Below are 17,824 nucleotides of genomic sequence, written 5' to 3' on the forward strand. Positions count from 1 at the left end.
ATAGAAAAAATACAGGAGGAATTTACAATGAAAAAATGTGAGCTTCTTTACGAGGGCAAGGCAAAAAAGGTTTATGCCACGGACGACAAAAATTACTGCATTGTCGATTACAAGGATGATGCCACCGCCTTCAACGGCCAGAAAAAGGGTACGATTCACGGCAAAGGCGTTGTGAATAATAAGATGTCGAACTTCCTGTTTAAAATGCTGGAGGAAAAAGGCATTAAAACCCATTATGTGGAAGAACTGAGCGACCGGGAAACCCTGGTTAAGAAAGTAGAGATTGTTCCTCTTGAGGTGATCGTCCGCAATAAAGCGGCCGGCAGCCTTGCAACAAGACTGGGCATGGAAGAAGGCACGCCCATGAAGTCCACCGTTCTGGAATTCTGCTATAAGAACGATGATCTGGGCGACCCGATGGTAAACGAGTACCATATTCTTGCGGCTGATTTTGCAACGAAAGAGGAAATTGATCAGATCAGTGAAATGTCCCTGAAGATCAATGAAATCCTGAAGGAATTCTTCCTGTCCGTAAACATTGAACTGATTGATTTCAAACTGGAATTCGGCCGCTGTGCGGAAGGAATCATCCTTGCGGATGAAATTTCCCCGGATACCTGCCGTTTCTGGGATGTCCATACGCATCAAAAACTGGACAAGGACCGTTTCCGCCGAAATTTAGGCGGAGTTGAAGAGGCTTATGCCGAGGTAATGAAGCGCATCGGCTTATAATTTATAGGATGGTGAGTTTTTGAACAGCTCTGTAATGGATTATGATGTTTTTAAACCGCACGAGGAGTGCGGGGTATTCGGCATTTATTCCGAAGGCGAGGTTGTTCCTGCCTATGCAACGTACAACGGGCTTCTGGCATTGCAGCACAGAGGGCAGGAAAGCTGCGGCATTGCGGTCTGTGACCGCGGCGTCATTTCTTACTCTAAGGATATGGGCCTTGTTACGGAAGCATTTAATGATAAGATATTGGACAGTCTTGAGGGGCAGATGGCGGTCGGTCATGTCCGCTATTCCACATCGGGCGGCAGTGTGCGTGAAAACGCACAGCCGCTCGTCATGCGTTATATTAAAGGCACACTGGCGATCGCCCATAACGGGAATTTAACCAACGCTTACGAGCTTCATCAGGTTCTGGAACGCAGGGGCTGTATTTTTCAGACGACGATCGATACGGAAGTCATCGCCTATATGATCGCGCGGGAACGCGTGGACGCCCCTTCCATTGAAGAAGCGGTGCGCCGTACCATTCCGAAAATTCAGGGTTCTTTCTCTCTGGTCGTCATGAGCCCGCAAAAACTGATTGCCGCGCGCGATCCGCACGGTTTCCGCCCGCTTTGCATCGGTAAAATCGGAAATTCCACGGTTTTTGCTTCCGAAACCTGTGCGCTGGACGCCTGCGGAGCCGAATTTGTACGCGACGTGGAGCCCGGCGAAGTCGTTGTCGTTGACCAGGACGGAATGCGCTCCTTCAGGGACCCCGTTGATGTGGAAAAATCCCTTTGTATTTTTGAGTATATTTACTTTGCCAGAACCGACAGTATTATCGACGGAATCAGCGTTTATGAAGCGCGCAAACAGGCCGGACGTCTTCTTGCGAAACAGCTTCCGGTTGAAGCGGATATCGTCATCGGCGTACCCGAATCCGGTATCGACGCCGCGCTCGGGTACAGTGAGGAATCCGGTATTCCGTACGAAAAAGGAATCGTAAAAAATACGTATATCGGCAGGACCTTCATTAAGCCGAACCAGTCGGAAAGGGAACGCAGCGTACGAATTAAACTGAACGCGCTTTCCAACTGCGTAAAAGGGAAACGCATCGTCATGCTGGACGATTCCATTGTCCGGGGAACGACCAGCGGCCGCATTGTTTCCATGCTGAAAGACGCGGGGGCGAAAGAAGTCCATCTTCGTATCAGTTCGCCGCCGTTCCTGTGGCCCTGCTATTACGGCACGGACATCCCCTCAAAGGACGATCTTATTGCATGCCAGCACAGCATTAAGGAGATCGGGGAAATGAGTTATGCGGATTCCATTGCTTTTTTAAGCGTTGAAAATCTGGCGAAGCTTATGGGCGGCAGAATGGGATACTGCGACGCCTGTTTTTCCGGGAAATATCCCGCACCGGTTCCGGACTATTTAATAGCGAACAAAAATTATGATTATAACATACCGATAAAACGTTTGTAATTTTCCATTTGGAGGAATAAGAATTGAAAAATAGCTACGAATCGCCGTTATCGTCCCGCTACGCGGACGCGGAAATGAAATATCTGTTTTCACCCGATAAGAAATTCAGAACGTGGCGCAGGCTGTGGATTGCTTTGGCACAGGCTGAAAAAGAGCTTGGGCTGAACATTACCCAGGAACAGATTGACGAAATGCTCCAATATGCCGACGATATCAATTACGACGTTGCCGAAGCCCGCGAAAAGGTTGTACGCCACGACGTAATGTCTCATGTCTACGCGTTTGGCCAGCAATGCCCGAAAGCGGAGCCGATTATCCACCTGGGTGCGACCTCCTGCTATGTGGGCGACAACACGGACATTATTGTTATGACGGACGCGCTGAAGCTTGTCCGGAATAAACTGGTCGGTGTGATTCGCGTATTATCCAAATTTGCTTTACAATATAAAGATTTGCCGACGCTGGCGTTTACGCATTTCCAGCCGGCCCAGCCGACCACGGTGGGGAAACGCGCAACCCTTTGGATTCAGGATTTAATGATGGATTTGGAGGATGTCGGATACCAGCTTTCCAAGGCAAAGCTTTTGGGTTCGAAAGGGACAACCGGTACGCAGGCAAGCTTTTTGGAATTATTCGACGGTGACCATAGTAAAGTAAAAAAGCTTGACAAGATGATTGCGGAGAAGATGGGGTACTCTTCCTGTTTTGCGGTTTCCGGCCAGACCTATTCCCGGAAACTCGACAGCCAGATGCTTGCCGTTTTAAGCGGTATTGCGCAGAGCGCCGCCAAATTCTCAAATGATATCCGCCTGCTTCAGCATTTGAAGGAAGTGGAAGAACCGTTCGAAAAGAATCAGATCGGTTCCTCGGCCATGGCCTATAAACGCAACCCGATGCGCAGCGAACGGATCGCGTCGCTTTCCCGCTATGTTATTATCGACAGCCTGAATCCCTGCATTACCGAAGCGACCCAGTGGTTTGAACGCACCCTGGATGATTCCGCCAATAAGCGCATCAGTGTGCCGGAGGCCTTCCTGGCCGTCGACGGAATCTTAAACCTGTATGCCAATGTGGCGGACGGTCTGGTGGTCTATCCGAAGGTAATCAACCAGCATCTTCTCCGTGAACTGCCGTTTATGGCAACGGAAAACATTATGATGGATGCCGTAAAGCGCGGTGCCGACCGCCAGCAGCTTCACGAACGGATTCGTGTTCACTCCATGGCGGCTTCCCGTGTGATAAAGGAAGAGGGCGGGGAAAACGACCTGCTAAGCCGCATTGCCGCCGACCCGGCTTTTGGCGTGACTTTCGAGGAACTGCAAAAAATCGTAAGCCCGGAGAAGTATGTCGGCAGGGCTCCGCAGCAAACGGAAGAGTTTATTGCCGAAGTTGTCAATCCGTTTATTCAAAAATACAGCTTTATACCGGAGGATAAGCCGGAAATAAATTTATAAAATGCAAAGAAATTCGGAAGGAATTTTTATTTTGATTCCGCTTTGATTTTTCTTGCAATTGTGATATGATTATAAAGTTGTTGTTAACAATTACTGCCTAAATATGGCCGCAGGGGCAGTTAATTCGCAAAATCCGTTGCGGCACGGCGGAGTGAAAGTTTTATGATTAAAGCAATTGTTGGTGCGAACTGGGGAGACGAAGGAAAGGGTAAAATCACCGATGTGGAAGCCGCCCAATCCGATATCGTCATCCGGTTTCAGGGAGGCAGCAATGCCGGTCACACCATTATCAACAATTATGGAAAATTTGCGCTGCATCAATTGCCGTCAGGCGTTTTTTACAGCCATATAACAAATATTATCGGCAACGGCGTGGCGCTGAGTGTAGAGAATTTTGTCAAAGAGATGAAATCTCTTGAGGAACGTGGGGTTCCGAAACCGAATATCGTTATTTCGGACCGCACGCAGCTCGTTATGCCCTACCATATTCAGCTCGATACGTTTGAAGAAGCACGTCTTTCCGCGCATTCCTTCGGCTCTACAAAGTCCGGTATCGCTCCTTTTTATTCGGATAAGTTCGCTAAGATCGGTTTTCAGATCAGCGAATTGTACGATGACGAGGCAGCGCTAAAAGAGAAAATCGATCATGTCATTACGTTAAAAAATGTTCTGTATGAAAATTTATACCATCAGCCGAAGCTTACGGTGGACGAAGTCTACAATAAGCTGATGGAATACAAAAAACTGCTTGAGCCGTATGTAGCGAATACCTTTACGCTTCTTCATAATGCGGTTAAGGAAGGAAAGAACATCCTTCTGGAAGGCCAGTTGGGCGCGTTAAAGGACCCTGATTTCGGGATTTATCCGATGGTAACCTCGTCTTCCACCTTGGCCGGTTACGGCGCGATCGGCGCAGGTCTTCCGCCCTATGAAATCAAAGAGATCATAGCGGTTGTGAAAGCGTATTCCAGTGCGGTGGGCGCGGGTGAATTCGTCAGCGAAATCTTCGGCGACGAAGCAGACGAACTGCGCCGCAGAGGCGGAGACGGCGGCGAATTCGGAGCCACGACCGGCCGTCCGCGCAGAATGGGATGGCTGGATTTAGTCGCTTCCCGTTATGGCTGCCAGGCGCAGGGTGCAACCAGCGTTGCCTTAACGGTGCTGGATGTGCTTGGATATCTGGATGAAATTCCGGTCTGCGTCGCTTATGAACTGAACGGAAAGAGGATTGATTCTTTCCCGTCGACCGTTCAGTTAAAGCATTGCAAGCCGGTTATCGAAAAGCTGCCTGGCTGGAAATGCGATATCCGCGGAATCAAGAATTATGCGGATTTGCCGGAAAATACACGCAGATACATTGAATTTGCGGAGAAAGCAATCGGCGTTCCGATCAGGATTGTTTCCAACGGTCCGTCACGCGAAGATATTATTTACAGATAAGCTTCATATAATAGAGCGCCAGCATTCCCTTGCTGGCGTTTCCTTGATTTTAAATTAACCGAAGAAGGTGTATAATATGTGTGGAATTGTTGGATACATCGGAGACGATCAGGCGGCGCCTATTTTGCTGAAAGGCTTGGAAAAGCTGGAGTACCGCGGCTATGATTCGGCCGGAGTTGCTGTTTACGACGGGACCTCCCTGCAGGTTGTCAAAGCGAAGGGCAGACTTAAGGTTTTAAGTGACATGATCAACGGGGGGAAGGACGTTCCCGGCACAGTAGGGATCGGCCATACCAGATGGGCTACACACGGGAAACCGTCGGACATCAATTCCCATCCTCAGGTAAGCGATTCCGGAAAGTTTGCCGTGGTTCATAACGGAATTATCGAAAATTATCTTGCTTTAAAGGATCTGCTGATGAAAAAAGGCAAGATGTTTGTTTCGGAAACCGATACGGAAGTAATCGCGCAGCTTTTGGAGTATTATTATAAAGGCGATATTCTCGAAGCGGTCATCAAAGTGATTAACAAGGTGGAGGGTTCCTATGCCCTCGGTATCATCTGCGCGGACGATCCAAGCCAGATTATTGCCGTGCGCAAAGACAGCCCGCTGATTGTTGGGCTAGGCAAGGGCGAAAACTTTATCGCTTCGGATATTACCGCCATCCTGAACAAAACCAGGGATATTTATCGTTTGAACGACAATGAAATTGTGGTTCTGAAACGGGATTCCGTTACGGTTTACAACACGGACAGAGAAATTGTTGCAAAAGAGCCGAGCCATATCGACTGGGATGTTTCCGCTGCCGAAAAAGGCGGCTATCAGCATTTTATGGCCAAGGAAATTATGGAACAGCCGAAGGCCGTTCGGGACACGATTTCTCCCAGAATTCAAAACGGGAAAATCGTATTGGACAATATTACTTTAACGGCAGAGCAGATTAAGAGCTTTTCAAAAATTTATATTGTTGCGTGCGGTTCCGCTTACCATGTAGGTGTAGTTGCCAAATATGTTTTGGAGAAGTTCACAAGAATTCCGGTAGAGGTGGACGTTGCCTCCGAGTTCCGGTACCGTCAGCCGATTTTGGATGATAAGGTTCTGGTGCTTGTCATCAGCCAGTCCGGCGAGACGGCCGATACGCTGGCGGCGCTTCGGGAAGCAAAGCATCTCGGCGCAAGGACGCTTTCCATCGTAAATGTTGTAGGAAGCTCGATTGCGAACGATTCCGACGATGTTATCTACACCTGGGCCGGCCCCGAAATTGCGGTTGCGACGACGAAAGCCTACAGTACACAGCTGGCGGTCGTCTATCTGCTTGCTATTTATTTTGCGGATAAGCTCGGAGTCTTATCGGCGGAGGAATATGCCGATTATGTTGCCAAACTGCAGGCCCTGCCGGATAAAATCTCTGAGGCATTAGAGAATAAAGAACAGATTCAATATCTTGCATCCCAGTTTTTCAACGTGAAAGATGTATTTTTTATCGGAAGAAATCTGGATTATGCGATGTCTCTTGAAGGCTCCTTAAAACTGAAGGAAATCTCTTATATTCATTCCGACGCCTATGCGGCGGGAGAATTAAAACACGGTACAATATCGCTTGTTGAAGACGGAACGCTTGTGATCGCCTTGGCAACGCAGGATGCGCTTTTCGATAAGATGATCAGCAATGTGAAGGAAGTAAAGGCCCGCGGCGCTGTGGTGCTTGGCCTAACGACCGAACACAATAAAAAAATTGAGCAGGTAGCCGATTATGCGCTTTATGTTCCCGAATTTTGTGAAATGATGCAGCCTTCGCTGGCGGTCATTCCGTTACAACTTTTCGCCTATTATGTCGCGTCCATGAAGGGCTGCGATATCGACAAGCCGCGTAACCTCGCAAAATCGGTAACAGTGGAATAAGGAACCTGAAAACAGTTCAAAGAATGGAAGTGCGACGAATATGATGAAAAACGAAGCAATATTGATTCTCGATTTTGGAGGGCAATACAGTCAGCTGATTGCGCGCCGGGTTCGTGATTTAAATGTATATTGTGAAATAAAATCCTATAAAACGAATGCGGAGCAAATTCGTTCGGCCGGTTATAAGGGGATTATTTTTTCCGGCGGCCCGAACAGCGTTTATGCGGAAAATGCTCCTGTCTGTGACAAAAAGGTCTTTGAACTGGGTATCCCTGTTTTAGGTATCTGTTACGGCGCGCAGTTGATGTCCTATTTACTCGGCGGTAAGGTAAGCAGCAGCGAGGTTCGCGAATACGGAAAGACTCCGGTTGAATTTCAGGAGTCGGGCGCGCTGTTTCAGAATATAGAGAAGAATTCAGTCTGCTGGATGAGCCACACGGATTATATTTCGGCAGTGCCGGAAGGATTCCGGATTTCTGCAGTAAGCGATGCATGTCCGGTCGCCGCAATGGAGAACGGCGCAAGGAAATTATATGCTTTACAGTTCCATCCGGAAGTGGAGCATACTGTCCACGGAAACGACATATTAAAGAACTTTTTATACAATATCTGCGGCTGCAGGGGCGACTGGCAAATGGCATCCTTTGCCGTGGAGACCATACAGCACATCAAAGACACCGTAGGCGACAAAAAAGTTATTTGCGCGCTTTCCGGCGGAGTGGATTCTTCGGTAGCGGCCCTTCTGGTTCATAAGGCCATAGGGAAAAACTTGACCTGTATTTTTGTGGACCACGGTATGCTCCGCAAAAACGAAGGCGACGATGTCGAAACCGTATTTCGCAAACAGTTTGACATGAATCTGATTCGGGTAAACGCGCAGGAACGTTTTTTATCCAAGCTGAAGGGCGTTACCGAACCGGAGAGAAAGCGCAAGATTATCGGTGAGGAATTCATCCGGGTGTTCGAAGAGGAGGCAAAGAAGATCGGCCATGTCGATTATCTTTGTCAGGGCACCATTTATCCGGATGTGGTTGAGAGCGGAACCGGTGACGCCGCGGTGATTAAAAGCCATCACAATGTCGGCGGACTGCCGGACGACGTCGGCTTTACCGGCCTTGTAGAGCCGCTGCGCAATTTATTTAAGGATGAAGTCCGCAGGGTCGGTTTGGAACTGGGTATCCCGGCGCCGCTTGTCTGGCGCCAGCCTTTCCCGGGTCCGGGGCTCGGCATTCGTATCATGGGCGAAATTACCGCTGAAAAGCTTGCTATCCTGCAGGATGCCGACGCGATTTTCCGCGAAGAAATCGCACTTGCCGGGCTGGATAAAAAGATCAACCAGTATTTTGCTGTTCTGACCGGCATAAAGAGCGTGGGTGTAATGGGGGACGGCAGAACCTACAGCAACACCATCGCCCTGCGCGGCGTAACAACCTCCGACTTTATGACGGCAGACTGGGCGCGGATTCCGTACGATCTTCTGGAAAAAGTCTCCAGCCGCATCATTAATGAAGTAAAGCAGGTAAACCGTATCGTGTATGATATTACAAGTAAGCCGCCGGCCACGATCGAGTGGGAATAAATAAAATAACATCGGAAACCCGCATAATTGCTGGGTTTTCGATGTTTTCTTTGCTCTTCGAGTACACTTTGAGTGCATTAACAATCATAACTACCCGTTTGACGGGTAGTTTGCACATGGGCTATAAGCCCAAGTTACCGGCCAGCGCCTAAAGACGCTAGCTTTCACTTGGAGCTTTAGCACAAAAGCAACTGAGCACCCGGCATATCATTGCTGGGTGCTCAGTTTTTGCTGATGCAGGCACACGGATGGATCAACTCATTCACTTTGCCTGCTTATTCGCTGCTGGTCTGTTCTCCGCTGGATTCCTGGCTGCTGGATTGCCCTCCACCGGATTCCTGGCTGCCGGACTGTTCGCCGGATTGCTGACTGCTGGACTGTCCGCCCGATTGGCCTTCAACCGCTTTTTCCAAATCTTCGGTGTTTGATAACTCGACTTTTCCTTTTATATTGACTAATTGTGCATCTTTCCCTTTAACCACTTTTTCAAGTTCCATGATCGATAGATCCAGCTTGTTTGCAATTTCCTGCTGTTCTTTGTTCAGGCTGTTTTTATACAGACTCCAGACGGATTTCAGGTTGGTGATATCCGAATCCGCCTGCGTCCAGTTGGCTGTTAATCCGTTCAGAATGGCACTTCTCGAATAGTACCGGACTCTCTTTATCTCCGGGGAAGGTTTTGTCTTGAAAAGAGAATATAAATCCGGAATATAGGCATAAAGGTTGTTTGTAGCCACCATGATATCCATTTTGTTTTTGCTGGTAATTGTGCCGGACAGGTTATTTAGTGCTGTGCCGAAATTATTAACCAGATCTTTTTTAGCGCCTTTTTTAATAGCCTCAGGCATTAAATTATTCCATTGATAGTGCATCTTATCTACAAGTTTGGGAATCATTTCCATCGGATTCTGCTGGCTGGAACTAGACGGCTGGCTCTGCTGCTGTCCCTGCTGCGAACTTTGGCTTCCCTGCGAATTTTGGTTTCCCTGAGAACTTTGGATACCATTCGAATTTTGATTTCCTTGCGTATCCTTACTTTCCTGTGAGCTTGTATTACTCTGCCCGGACTCCATCCCTTTGCCGCCCTGCTGCGCTTCCTGCTTTACCTGAACCGCCGGCCCGTTCAGTGTTTTTATGATCATTTCAATGTTGTTTTCAAGGTCTGTTAAATCGGAAGGAACTTTTTCCGGCTCCGAATCTGATTTTGATGACTCCGTCTGCGAAGACCCTGATTGGGAAGACTGCTTTGAGCCGCATGCCGTGAGCAGGGAAAATACAAGAAATATGGATAACATTTTTGCACATGCTGTTTTCACTTTCATATGAAATTCATTATCCTCCATGATTCAATGATAACGTTATTATTTCTTGTTGTGTTCAATTCATACTTTCGGTTTCGTACAAGGAAACTTCGTGTAAAAAGTACTTCCGACGGTTGACAAATACCGACCGGATACCTTATAATAAAAACACAATAAAACGGGCTTTTATTACTGACGGATTATGTGGATGCAAAACCACAGGGGAAAAAAGCCTTGTACTTGAGCCGACCGTCTGGGCAGCATCTTGGTTTTAGCCAAATGCCGCTCTTTTTTTATTTCATTTTAAGAGAGTGGCAGGGGAAACCGGATGCCTTGAAAACAGAAGGAGAGTTTATGAGCGAACAGGCATGGAAAGATTTTAACGGCGGATGCTGGGAAACTGAAATGAATGTCCGGGATTTTATCCAGACAAATTACACGCCGTACGAGGGCGGCGGCGAATTTCTTGCTTCAGCGACGGAGCGGACAAACTCGCTGATGAAAAAACTGAATCATTTGCTGGAACTGGAACGGGAATTTGGCGGTGTTCTTGACGTTGACACCCGCACTGTCAGTTCGGTAAAGAGCTATCGCCCCGGCTATCTCGATAAGGAACGGGAGATTATCGTAGGACTCCAGACCGACCGGCCGTTAAGGCGGGGGGTGAATCCTTTCGGCGGGCTGAGAATGACGCGCGAAGCGTGCGAAGCATACGGATACAAGCTTTCTGAGGAAGTCGAGAAGGAATTTAAGTACCGCACCACCCATAACGACGGTGTTTTCCGCGCTTATACCGATGAAATCCGCGCGGCACGCCACTGCGGAATTATTACCGGCCTGCCGGACGCCTACGGAAGAGGGCGGATTATCGGCGATTACCGCCGGGTCGCACTCTACGGAATTGACCGGCTGATTGAGGAGAAGAAGAAAGACAAAGCACAAATCGGCACACAGATCATGGATGCCGACCATATCCGGCAGTTGGAGGAATTGTACCAGCAGATCACCTTTTTAGGGTATCTCAAAGAAATGGCCGCCCTATACGGTTTCGATATCTCGAAGCCTGCAACAAACGGCAGAGAGGCGGTGCAGTGGCTGTACTTCGGCTACCTGGGTGCAATCAAGGAGCAGAACGGCGCCGCCATGAGCCTTGGGCGCGTCAGCACCTTCCTCGATATTTATTTTGAACGCGATCTGAAAAACGGCATTCTTACGGAACAGCAGGTGCAGGAAATTTTCGACGACTTCGTTATGAAGCTGCGCATGGCGCGGCACCTTCGCACGCCGGAATACAACGAGCTGTTTGCGGGCGACCCGATGTGGATTACCGAGTCGGTCGGAGGCATGGGAGGGGACGGCAGAACGTTGGTAACAAAGAGCTCCTTCCGCATGCTCCACACGCTGTACAATTTGGGTTCTGCGGCCGAACCGAACCTCACCGTTCTGTGGTCCAACAAACTGCCGGAAAGCTTTAAGCGCTTTGCCGCGAAAGTATCCTGCGACACGGACGCCATTCAGTTTGAAAACGACGACGTGATGCGTCCGAAATTCGGCGACGACTACGGAATCGCTTGCTGTGTTTCGGCAATGCGGCTGGGGAAGGATATGCAGTTCTTCGGGGCGAGGGCAAACCTTGCGAAGCTTCTGCTCATGAGCCTGAACGGCGGCCGAGACGAAAAAAGCGCGCGGCAGGTTGCCCCGGCGCGCACCCCTTATCAGGGCGACATCCTTGAGTATGACAAGGTCGTGGAGGGCATGGCCTTTTACCGCGACTGGCTGGCGAAAACCTATGTAAGCGCAATGAATATCATCCATTATATGCACGATAAATACGCCTACGAAAAGACACAGATGGCACTGCACGACACCGATGTACACCGCTTCATGGCGTTTGGTGTCGCAGGATTGTCGGTTTTGGCCGATTCTCTTTCCGCGATTAAACATGCGAAAGTGAAATGCATCCGCGACGAGTCCGGGCTGATCAAGGACTTTGAAACCATCGGCGAATATCCCGCTTACGGCAACGACGACGACCGCGTGGATTCCATTGCGCAGGAACAGGTGAAGCTGTTCTTTGAAGCGCTGAAAAAGCACCCGACTTACCGCAATGCGGAGCATACACTTTCCATTCTGACGATTACATCCAATGTCGTCTACGGCAAAAAGACCGGAGCAACTCCGGACGGCAGAAAAGCCGGAGAGCCCTTTGCTCCCGGCGCGAACCCTATGCACAACCGCGAGAAGAACGGCGCGCTCGCCTCGCTGAATTCGGTTGCCAAGCTCTCCTATGATATCTGCAAAGACGGTATTTCCAACACGTTCTCCATTGTGCCGCAGGCACTGGGTCATACGGACGAAGAGCGCCATAAAAACCTGGTTTCCATTCTGAACGGCTATTTCCTGCAAAACGCGCATCACATCAACGTGAACGTGCTGAACCGCGAAACGTTGATCGAGGCTTACGAGCACCCGGACCGTTATCCGAACCTGACGATCCGCGTGTCGGGCTATGCCGTGAATTTTCATAAGCTTTCCAAGGAACAGCAGAGGGAAGTGATTTCCCGCACTTTCCACGAGGCGATGTGATGAAAGGCAGGGTTCATTCTTTTCAAAGTCTGGGAGCCGTGGACGGCCCCGGGCTGCGCTTTATCGTGTTTTTGCAGGGATGCACGCTGCGCTGCGCCTACTGCCACAACCCGGACACATGGAGTCCCGCCGGAGCAGAATACACGGTGGACGAAGTGGTGGAAAAGATTCTGCGCTGTAAACCCTATTTTGCGGAAAACGGCGGCGTTACCGTTTCGGGCGGAGAGCCGCTGATGCAGTGGGCGTTCGTTTCCGAGCTGTTCCGCCGGCTTCACTGTGAGGGAATCCATACGGCGCTGGACACCGCCGGTATCGGCGACCCGGAGGGCGCCCGTTCGGTGCTGCTCCATACCGATCTGGTTCTCTGCGACCTGAAGTTTTCCAATGAAGAGGACTACCTGCGTTACTGCCGGGGAAATATGGATACGGTGCTGCGGTTTTTAAAGCAAACAGAAAATCTGAAAGTGCCGTTGTGGATTCGGCATGTCGTTGTGCCGGGGCTGACAGACGGCACGGAACCTATCCTGAAAATTGCGGAATTGGCCGCCCGGTTTTCGAATTTGCAGCGGCTGGAATTGCTGCCGTTCCGGAAGCTGTGCGTAAGCAAATATCAGGCGATGGGCCTTCCGTTTCCGCTCAGTGATTACGGCGAATGCACAGACGCAGAGATTCAGGAACTCTACCGAATCATTGAAAATCACCTTCCGGAAAAGGCTGAATCCTTCTGCTTTCCCAACCGGGCTTATAAATTCAACTCCTGAACGCAATCGTTTCGGAAGTATAAGGAATTATGCTAAGAGTAAAAAGTGATACATACTTAAGAATTGAGTGGGATAAGCCACAGCATCATGGATTTTGGGGATAAATATAGAAAGCAAAGAGGCTCCCGTTGTTTCGGAAGCCCCTTTGCTTTATGATAGATGTAAATCATGTTATCGAATAAGGGATAGGGTAAGGAACAGGGTGGACATCAGGGAAGCTATCAGGGAAACCACCGTGATCTGTGTGTTGATCGACGGCCCGGCGGTATCTTTAAATGGGTCTCCCACGGTATCGCCCACGACCGCTGCCTTATGCGCGTCGGAACCTTTGCCGCCGTTGTTTCCGGACTCTATGTATTTTTTGGAATTATCCCAAAGACCGCCCGCATTGCTCATAAACAGGGCAAGGAGCAAGCCGCTGACAATATTGCCGCACAGGAAGCCGCCGATGGCTTGTACGCCTCCGATAAATCCGACGATGATCGTCAGGATAATCGTAACCAATCCTGCCGGAATCAGTTCCTTTAATGCGCCGTAAGTGGCGATTTCAATGCATTTGTCATATTCGGGAACAACGCCTTCTTTGCCTTCTTTTAAACCGGCAATTTCCCGGAACTGGCGGTGAATTTCGGAAACCATCCTCTGCGCGTTCCGGTCTACGCCAAGCATGAGCATGGCGGAAAAGACAGCCGGAACAGCGGCTCCGATCAGAAGCCCAAAGAACACAATCGGATTCATAACATCAAACCCGGTCAGTCCTTTTAGCCCGAGTTCCGCGGCAGCGTCGTTTACCTGACTGATGAAGGCGCCAAGAAGGGCAATTACCGTCAGCCCCGCAGCCCCGATTGCAAAACCCTTTGTTACGGCTTTTACCGTATTTCCGGCGCTGTCGAGCGCGTCCGTAATGTCAAGTACTTCATCGCCTAAATTTCCCATTTCGGCAAGTCCGCGTGCGTTGTCAACGATTGGCCCGTAAGCGTCGTTGGAAATAATCATGCCAACAATGGAAAGCATTCCGACCGCGGCCATGGAGATTCCGAACATGGCATATCCGGGTCCTATCGGATCGCAAAGCTTATAAGCGGCTAACGCGGAAATGGCGATTCCGATCATGGCGGGCAGGGTGCTGATAAACCCATAGGAAATACCGGACAAAATCGTAAACGCCGGGCCGGATTCGGAGGCCTTGGCCACCTGATGCACCGGCTTTTTGGTATCGTCCGTAAAATAATCGCTGGCAATACCGATCACAACGCCTACCAGAAGACCCACGATGCTTGCGCCCCAGATGCGCCACTCAAATTGAAAAGCCCAGGTGGCGGCGGCCGTTAATAAACCAAAAATAGCGGTCGTTACATAGGTACTGCTGTTTAACGCTTTTGTCGGGTTTCCATGTTTCCCCATTCGGGCGGTTGCCACGCCGATGATGGAGGCGAACAAACCGGCGGCCGCGTAACAGAAAACCAAACTGATATTCGCAGAACCTCCGTCCACCTTATCCAGTGACGCCGCTATGACAAGCGCCGCGGCCATGGAAGCGACGTTCGAGTCAAACAGATCGGCGCCCATTCCGGCTACGTCGCCGACGTTATCGCCGACATTATCCGCAATAACCGCCGGGTTTCTCGGGTCGTCCTCGGGAATGCCGAGTTCGACCTTTCCGACCAAATCCGCACTGATATCCGCGGTTTTTGTGAAAATCCCGCCGCCCGCTTTCGCAAACAAAGCGAGCGAGCTGGCACCGAAGCTGAATCCCAGCAGTGCCGTGGTATTATTTGTGATCAGCATAACAAGGGAAACGCCAAGGAGAGTGCCTCCCACAACCGCCATGCCCATTACCGCTCCGCCGCGGAATCCGGACATAAAGGACGGCTTAATCCCGCTTTGCGCGGCTTCCGCTGTTTTTACATTGGCAATGGTTGCAATTTGAATGCCAACGACTCCGGCGACCGCCGAGAAGATCGTTCCGCAAATATAGGACAGAGCCATAACAAGGTTGTCAACGAGATTTCCCTGCCATACGGGGGAAGGAAGAAAAGTGAAAATGAGAAGTGCTGCTACACCGGCGAATTTCGCCAAAACCGTATATTCCTTTGTTAAAAAGGTATTCGCGCCGTTTCGAATCAATTGGCCGACCTCAGCAATTCGCCGATTCGATGACGGCTGCTTTTTAACCCATCGGTAAAGCCATGCCGCAAACAAGAAGGAAAGCACGGAAACAGCAATGGAAGCAGCTAAAAAGAATGTAATCGTGAACTTCATTCCTATCACTCCCTGTTAATAATTTCTTAATATTTATTATAGCAGGATGATTGTTGTAAAAATAGATTAAATCATACGATTTTAAAATGATATATTTATACATATTGCTGAAATATTTAAGAAAAAACAGATTATAATCCAAACAGCATAAGAATTGCAATTTTTAAAAGAAACGTTTATTATATAAAAGATAGCCGAAAAATGAAACAGATAAGAGGAATTAAGAATATGGCAGCTTCCAACCCTCAAAAACATGCAATTCTGCTGATGGCTACCTGTGCGGGCTTATGGAGTATCGCCGGGATCTTTATAAAACTGATACCGTGGAATCCGTTTGTAATTGCCGGATTCCGCAGTGGGATTGCGGCTGTCGTCGTCGTTTTGTTTTTACGGGCGACCGGAAGGCGGATTAAGGTTACCAAACCCTCCATTCTAAGCGGACTTTGCATTATGGGGACGTTTTTCGCGTTTGTAACGGCGAACAAGATGACAACGGCGGCGAACGCGATTGTTCTGCAGTTTACGTCTCCCGTATTCATTCTGATTTTGTCCGCGTTTTTCTTTCATCAGCATTTTTGTAAGGCGGATTTGCTTGCGGTGGCTTTCACATTAGCCGGTATTTCCCTGTTTTTCTTCGATAAGCTTGGCGCGGGGAAATTGCTTGGAAACTGCATTGCGATTTTAGCCGGTTTGTTTATGGCGGGAATGTATGTCCTTACCGGACGAATGGATGACGATGCGCGTATGAGCGGAATTCTTTTTGGACATTTGTTCACCGCTGTAATCGGAATACCCATCGCTTTTTTTGTACCCACACCGGTTACATCGGCTTCCGTTTTGAGTATTTTAGCCCTTGGGGTGGTACAGTTGGGCATTCCTTATATTCTTTATGGTTTAGCCGTCCGGAACTGTCCGCCGCTTGCCTGTTCGCTTATCGGCGCAATCGAGCCGCTGCTGAATCCGGTTTGGGTATTCCTGTTTAACGGAGAAAAACCCGGACCATTTGCTGTTTTTGGGGGCATGATTGTAATCGCCGCCGTTACGGGGTGGTGTGTCTGGCGTGACCGCTACGTGTCCGTGAACCGGGCGGCATAGGCAGGCAAGCGCATGATCGGTAAATGCAAATTCAGAATAGGATTCGTTTAAAAAGAAAGCGGGGAATAAAATGGAACGGGAAACCGAGAAGCTCTTTTATCAGAATACGTATTTAAGGACATTTACGGCAAAGGTCGTCGGCTGTGAAAAACAGGATAAGAATTATCATATCGTCTTGGACCGAACGGCCTTTTATCCGGAAGGCGGGGGACAGCCGGCGGACACGGGTGTAATCAATACCGTTAACGTACTCGATGTCCATGAAAAAGGTGGCGTCATTGTCCACAAGACGGACAAGCCTCTTGCAGTCGGTGCGGCGGTAACGTGCGGAATCAACTGGCCGCGCCGTTTTTCCCTGATGCAGCAGCACTCCGGCGAGCACATCGTATCCGGGATTGTCCACCGCTTTTATAAGCTTGACAATGTCGGTTTTCATATGGGCGCAAAAGCGATCACCATTGACTTTAACGGGGAACTCGGCGAGAGCGATCTTTCTCTGGTTGAACGGCTTGCAAACGGAGCGGTTTACCGCAATATTGAGATAAAAACAGAGTACCCGTCGGCGGAAGAACTGGAAATTCTGAATTACCGCAGTAAAAAAGAACTTTCCGGAAAGGTGCGCATTGTAACCATTCCCGGCTATGACGTCTGCGCATGCTGCGGCACGCACGTGGCAAGAACCGGGGAAATCGGCGTGATTAAGATTCTGTCCGCGCAGCGGTATAAAGGCGGCACGCGTGTCAGCATGTTATGCGGCGGCAGAGCGGTCGCCGACTACGCGGAAAAGGAAAAGAGCGTGGGGGCGGTTTCCGTGCTGCTGTCTGCCAAGCCGGAAGAAATAGGGCAGGCGGTGGAACGGGTTCTGGAAGAGAACGCCGCGCTGAAGCAGCAGCTCACGGAAATCCGAAATCAGATGTTTGAAAAACGTGCGGAAAGTGTGCAGGAAGGCACCAAAAATGTCTGTTTATTTGAAAAGGATTTAGCTCCGAACGATCTCCGCGCCTTCTGCCTGCTGCTTTGTGCGCGCTGCACCGGCATAGCCGCCGTATTCTCCGGGGACGATACACAGGGCTACAAATATGCTGTGGGCAGCGCTAACGAGGACGTCCGAGCCTGCGGCAAAGAATTCAATAAAGCTTTTAACGGGCGCGGAGGCGGTTCCAAAGAACTTGTTCAGGGTACGGTAAAGGGCAGTCAAAAGCAAATTTGTCAATTCTTTGAAAATATGTAAAGCCGGAGGGGA

The 17,824-nt window shown here is 49.6% G+C and carries 12 protein-coding genes and 1 riboswitch; of the genes, 10 read left to right on the forward strand and 2 right to left on the reverse strand.

Annotated features, from left to right (window positions below):
* The first annotated feature begins 27 nt into the window (after positions 1–27).
* From purC to guaA, 6 genes are all read left to right on the forward strand, one after another.
* Positions 28–732 carry a phosphoribosylaminoimidazolesuccinocarboxamide synthase gene (gene purC / locus OUY18_RS08335; RefSeq protein WP_268058307.1) on the forward strand — a complete coding sequence of 235 codons (705 nt, stop codon included), beginning with the start codon at positions 28–30 and terminating at the stop codon, positions 730–732.
* Between the two features lie 34 nt (positions 733–766).
* A complete protein-coding gene (gene purF, locus OUY18_RS08340) occupies positions 767–2,200 on the forward strand; it encodes an amidophosphoribosyltransferase (protein WP_268058390.1) in 1,434 nt (477 codons plus the stop codon).
* 23 nt (positions 2,201–2,223) lie between these two features.
* Positions 2,224–3,654: an adenylosuccinate lyase gene (purB, locus tag OUY18_RS08345; protein WP_268058308.1), complete on the forward strand. Its 1,431-nt coding sequence runs from the start codon at positions 2,224–2,226 to the stop codon at positions 3,652–3,654.
* Between the two features lie 162 nt (positions 3,655–3,816).
* A complete protein-coding gene (locus OUY18_RS08350; protein WP_268058309.1) occupies positions 3,817–5,094 on the forward strand; it encodes an adenylosuccinate synthase in 1,278 nt (425 codons plus the stop codon).
* A 76-nt stretch (positions 5,095–5,170) separates the two neighbouring features.
* Positions 5,171–6,997, forward strand: coding sequence for a glutamine--fructose-6-phosphate transaminase (isomerizing) (gene glmS / locus OUY18_RS08355; protein ID WP_268058310.1), 1,827 nt, complete (start codon positions 5,171–5,173; stop codon positions 6,995–6,997).
* Positions 6,998–7,040: 43 nt separating this feature from the next.
* Positions 7,041–8,576, forward strand: coding sequence for a glutamine-hydrolyzing GMP synthase (gene guaA / locus OUY18_RS08360; RefSeq protein WP_268058391.1), 1,536 nt, complete (start codon positions 7,041–7,043; stop codon positions 8,574–8,576).
* A gap of 275 nt (positions 8,577–8,851) precedes the next feature.
* On the opposite strand, the gene OUY18_RS08365 is transcribed toward guaA, so the two are convergent.
* Complete coding sequence (locus OUY18_RS08365; RefSeq protein ID WP_268058311.1) at positions 8,852–9,898, reverse strand: hypothetical protein; 1,047 nt, start codon at positions 9,896–9,898, stop codon at positions 8,852–8,854.
* 157 nt (positions 9,899–10,055) lie between these two features.
* A riboswitch (ZMP/ZTP riboswitch) is annotated at positions 10,056–10,143 on the forward strand.
* Positions 10,144–10,231: 88 nt separating this feature from the next.
* Between OUY18_RS08365 and pflB the strand changes: the two genes are divergently transcribed.
* Both pflB and pflA read left to right on the forward strand, forming a co-directional pair.
* Positions 10,232–12,463: a formate C-acetyltransferase gene (gene pflB / locus OUY18_RS08370; protein WP_268058312.1), complete on the forward strand. Its 2,232-nt coding sequence runs from the start codon at positions 10,232–10,234 to the stop codon at positions 12,461–12,463.
* Positions 12,463–13,224, forward strand: a complete 762-nt coding sequence (gene pflA, locus OUY18_RS08375) for a pyruvate formate-lyase-activating protein (protein WP_268058313.1) — start codon at positions 12,463–12,465, stop codon at positions 13,222–13,224. Before pflB ends, pflA begins: the two co-directional genes overlap by 1 nt.
* 171 nt (positions 13,225–13,395) lie before the next feature.
* Here the strand turns inward: pflA and OUY18_RS08380 are convergent, their stop codons facing one another.
* The gene (locus tag OUY18_RS08380; RefSeq protein ID WP_268058314.1) at positions 13,396–15,486 is read right to left on the reverse strand and encodes a sodium-translocating pyrophosphatase; all 2,091 of its coding nucleotides are present in this window, start codon (positions 15,484–15,486) and stop codon (positions 13,396–13,398) included.
* Positions 15,487–15,687: 201 nt separating this feature from the next.
* On the opposite strand from OUY18_RS08380, the gene OUY18_RS08385 reads away from it, so the two are divergent.
* On the forward strand, positions 15,688–16,581 hold the full coding sequence (locus OUY18_RS08385) for a DMT family transporter (protein ID WP_268058315.1): 894 nt from the start codon (positions 15,688–15,690) through the stop codon (positions 16,579–16,581).
* 70 nt (positions 16,582–16,651) lie between these two features.
* The gene (locus tag OUY18_RS08390) at positions 16,652–17,812 is read left to right on the forward strand and encodes an alanyl-tRNA editing protein (protein WP_268058316.1); all 1,161 of its coding nucleotides are present in this window, start codon (positions 16,652–16,654) and stop codon (positions 17,810–17,812) included.
* The last annotated feature ends 12 nt before the right edge of the window (positions 17,813–17,824 follow it).

The sequence above is a fragment of the Caproiciproducens galactitolivorans genome (assembly GCF_026672255.1).
GTDB lineage: Bacteria > Bacillota > Clostridia > Oscillospirales > Acutalibacteraceae > Caproiciproducens > Caproiciproducens galactitolivorans_A.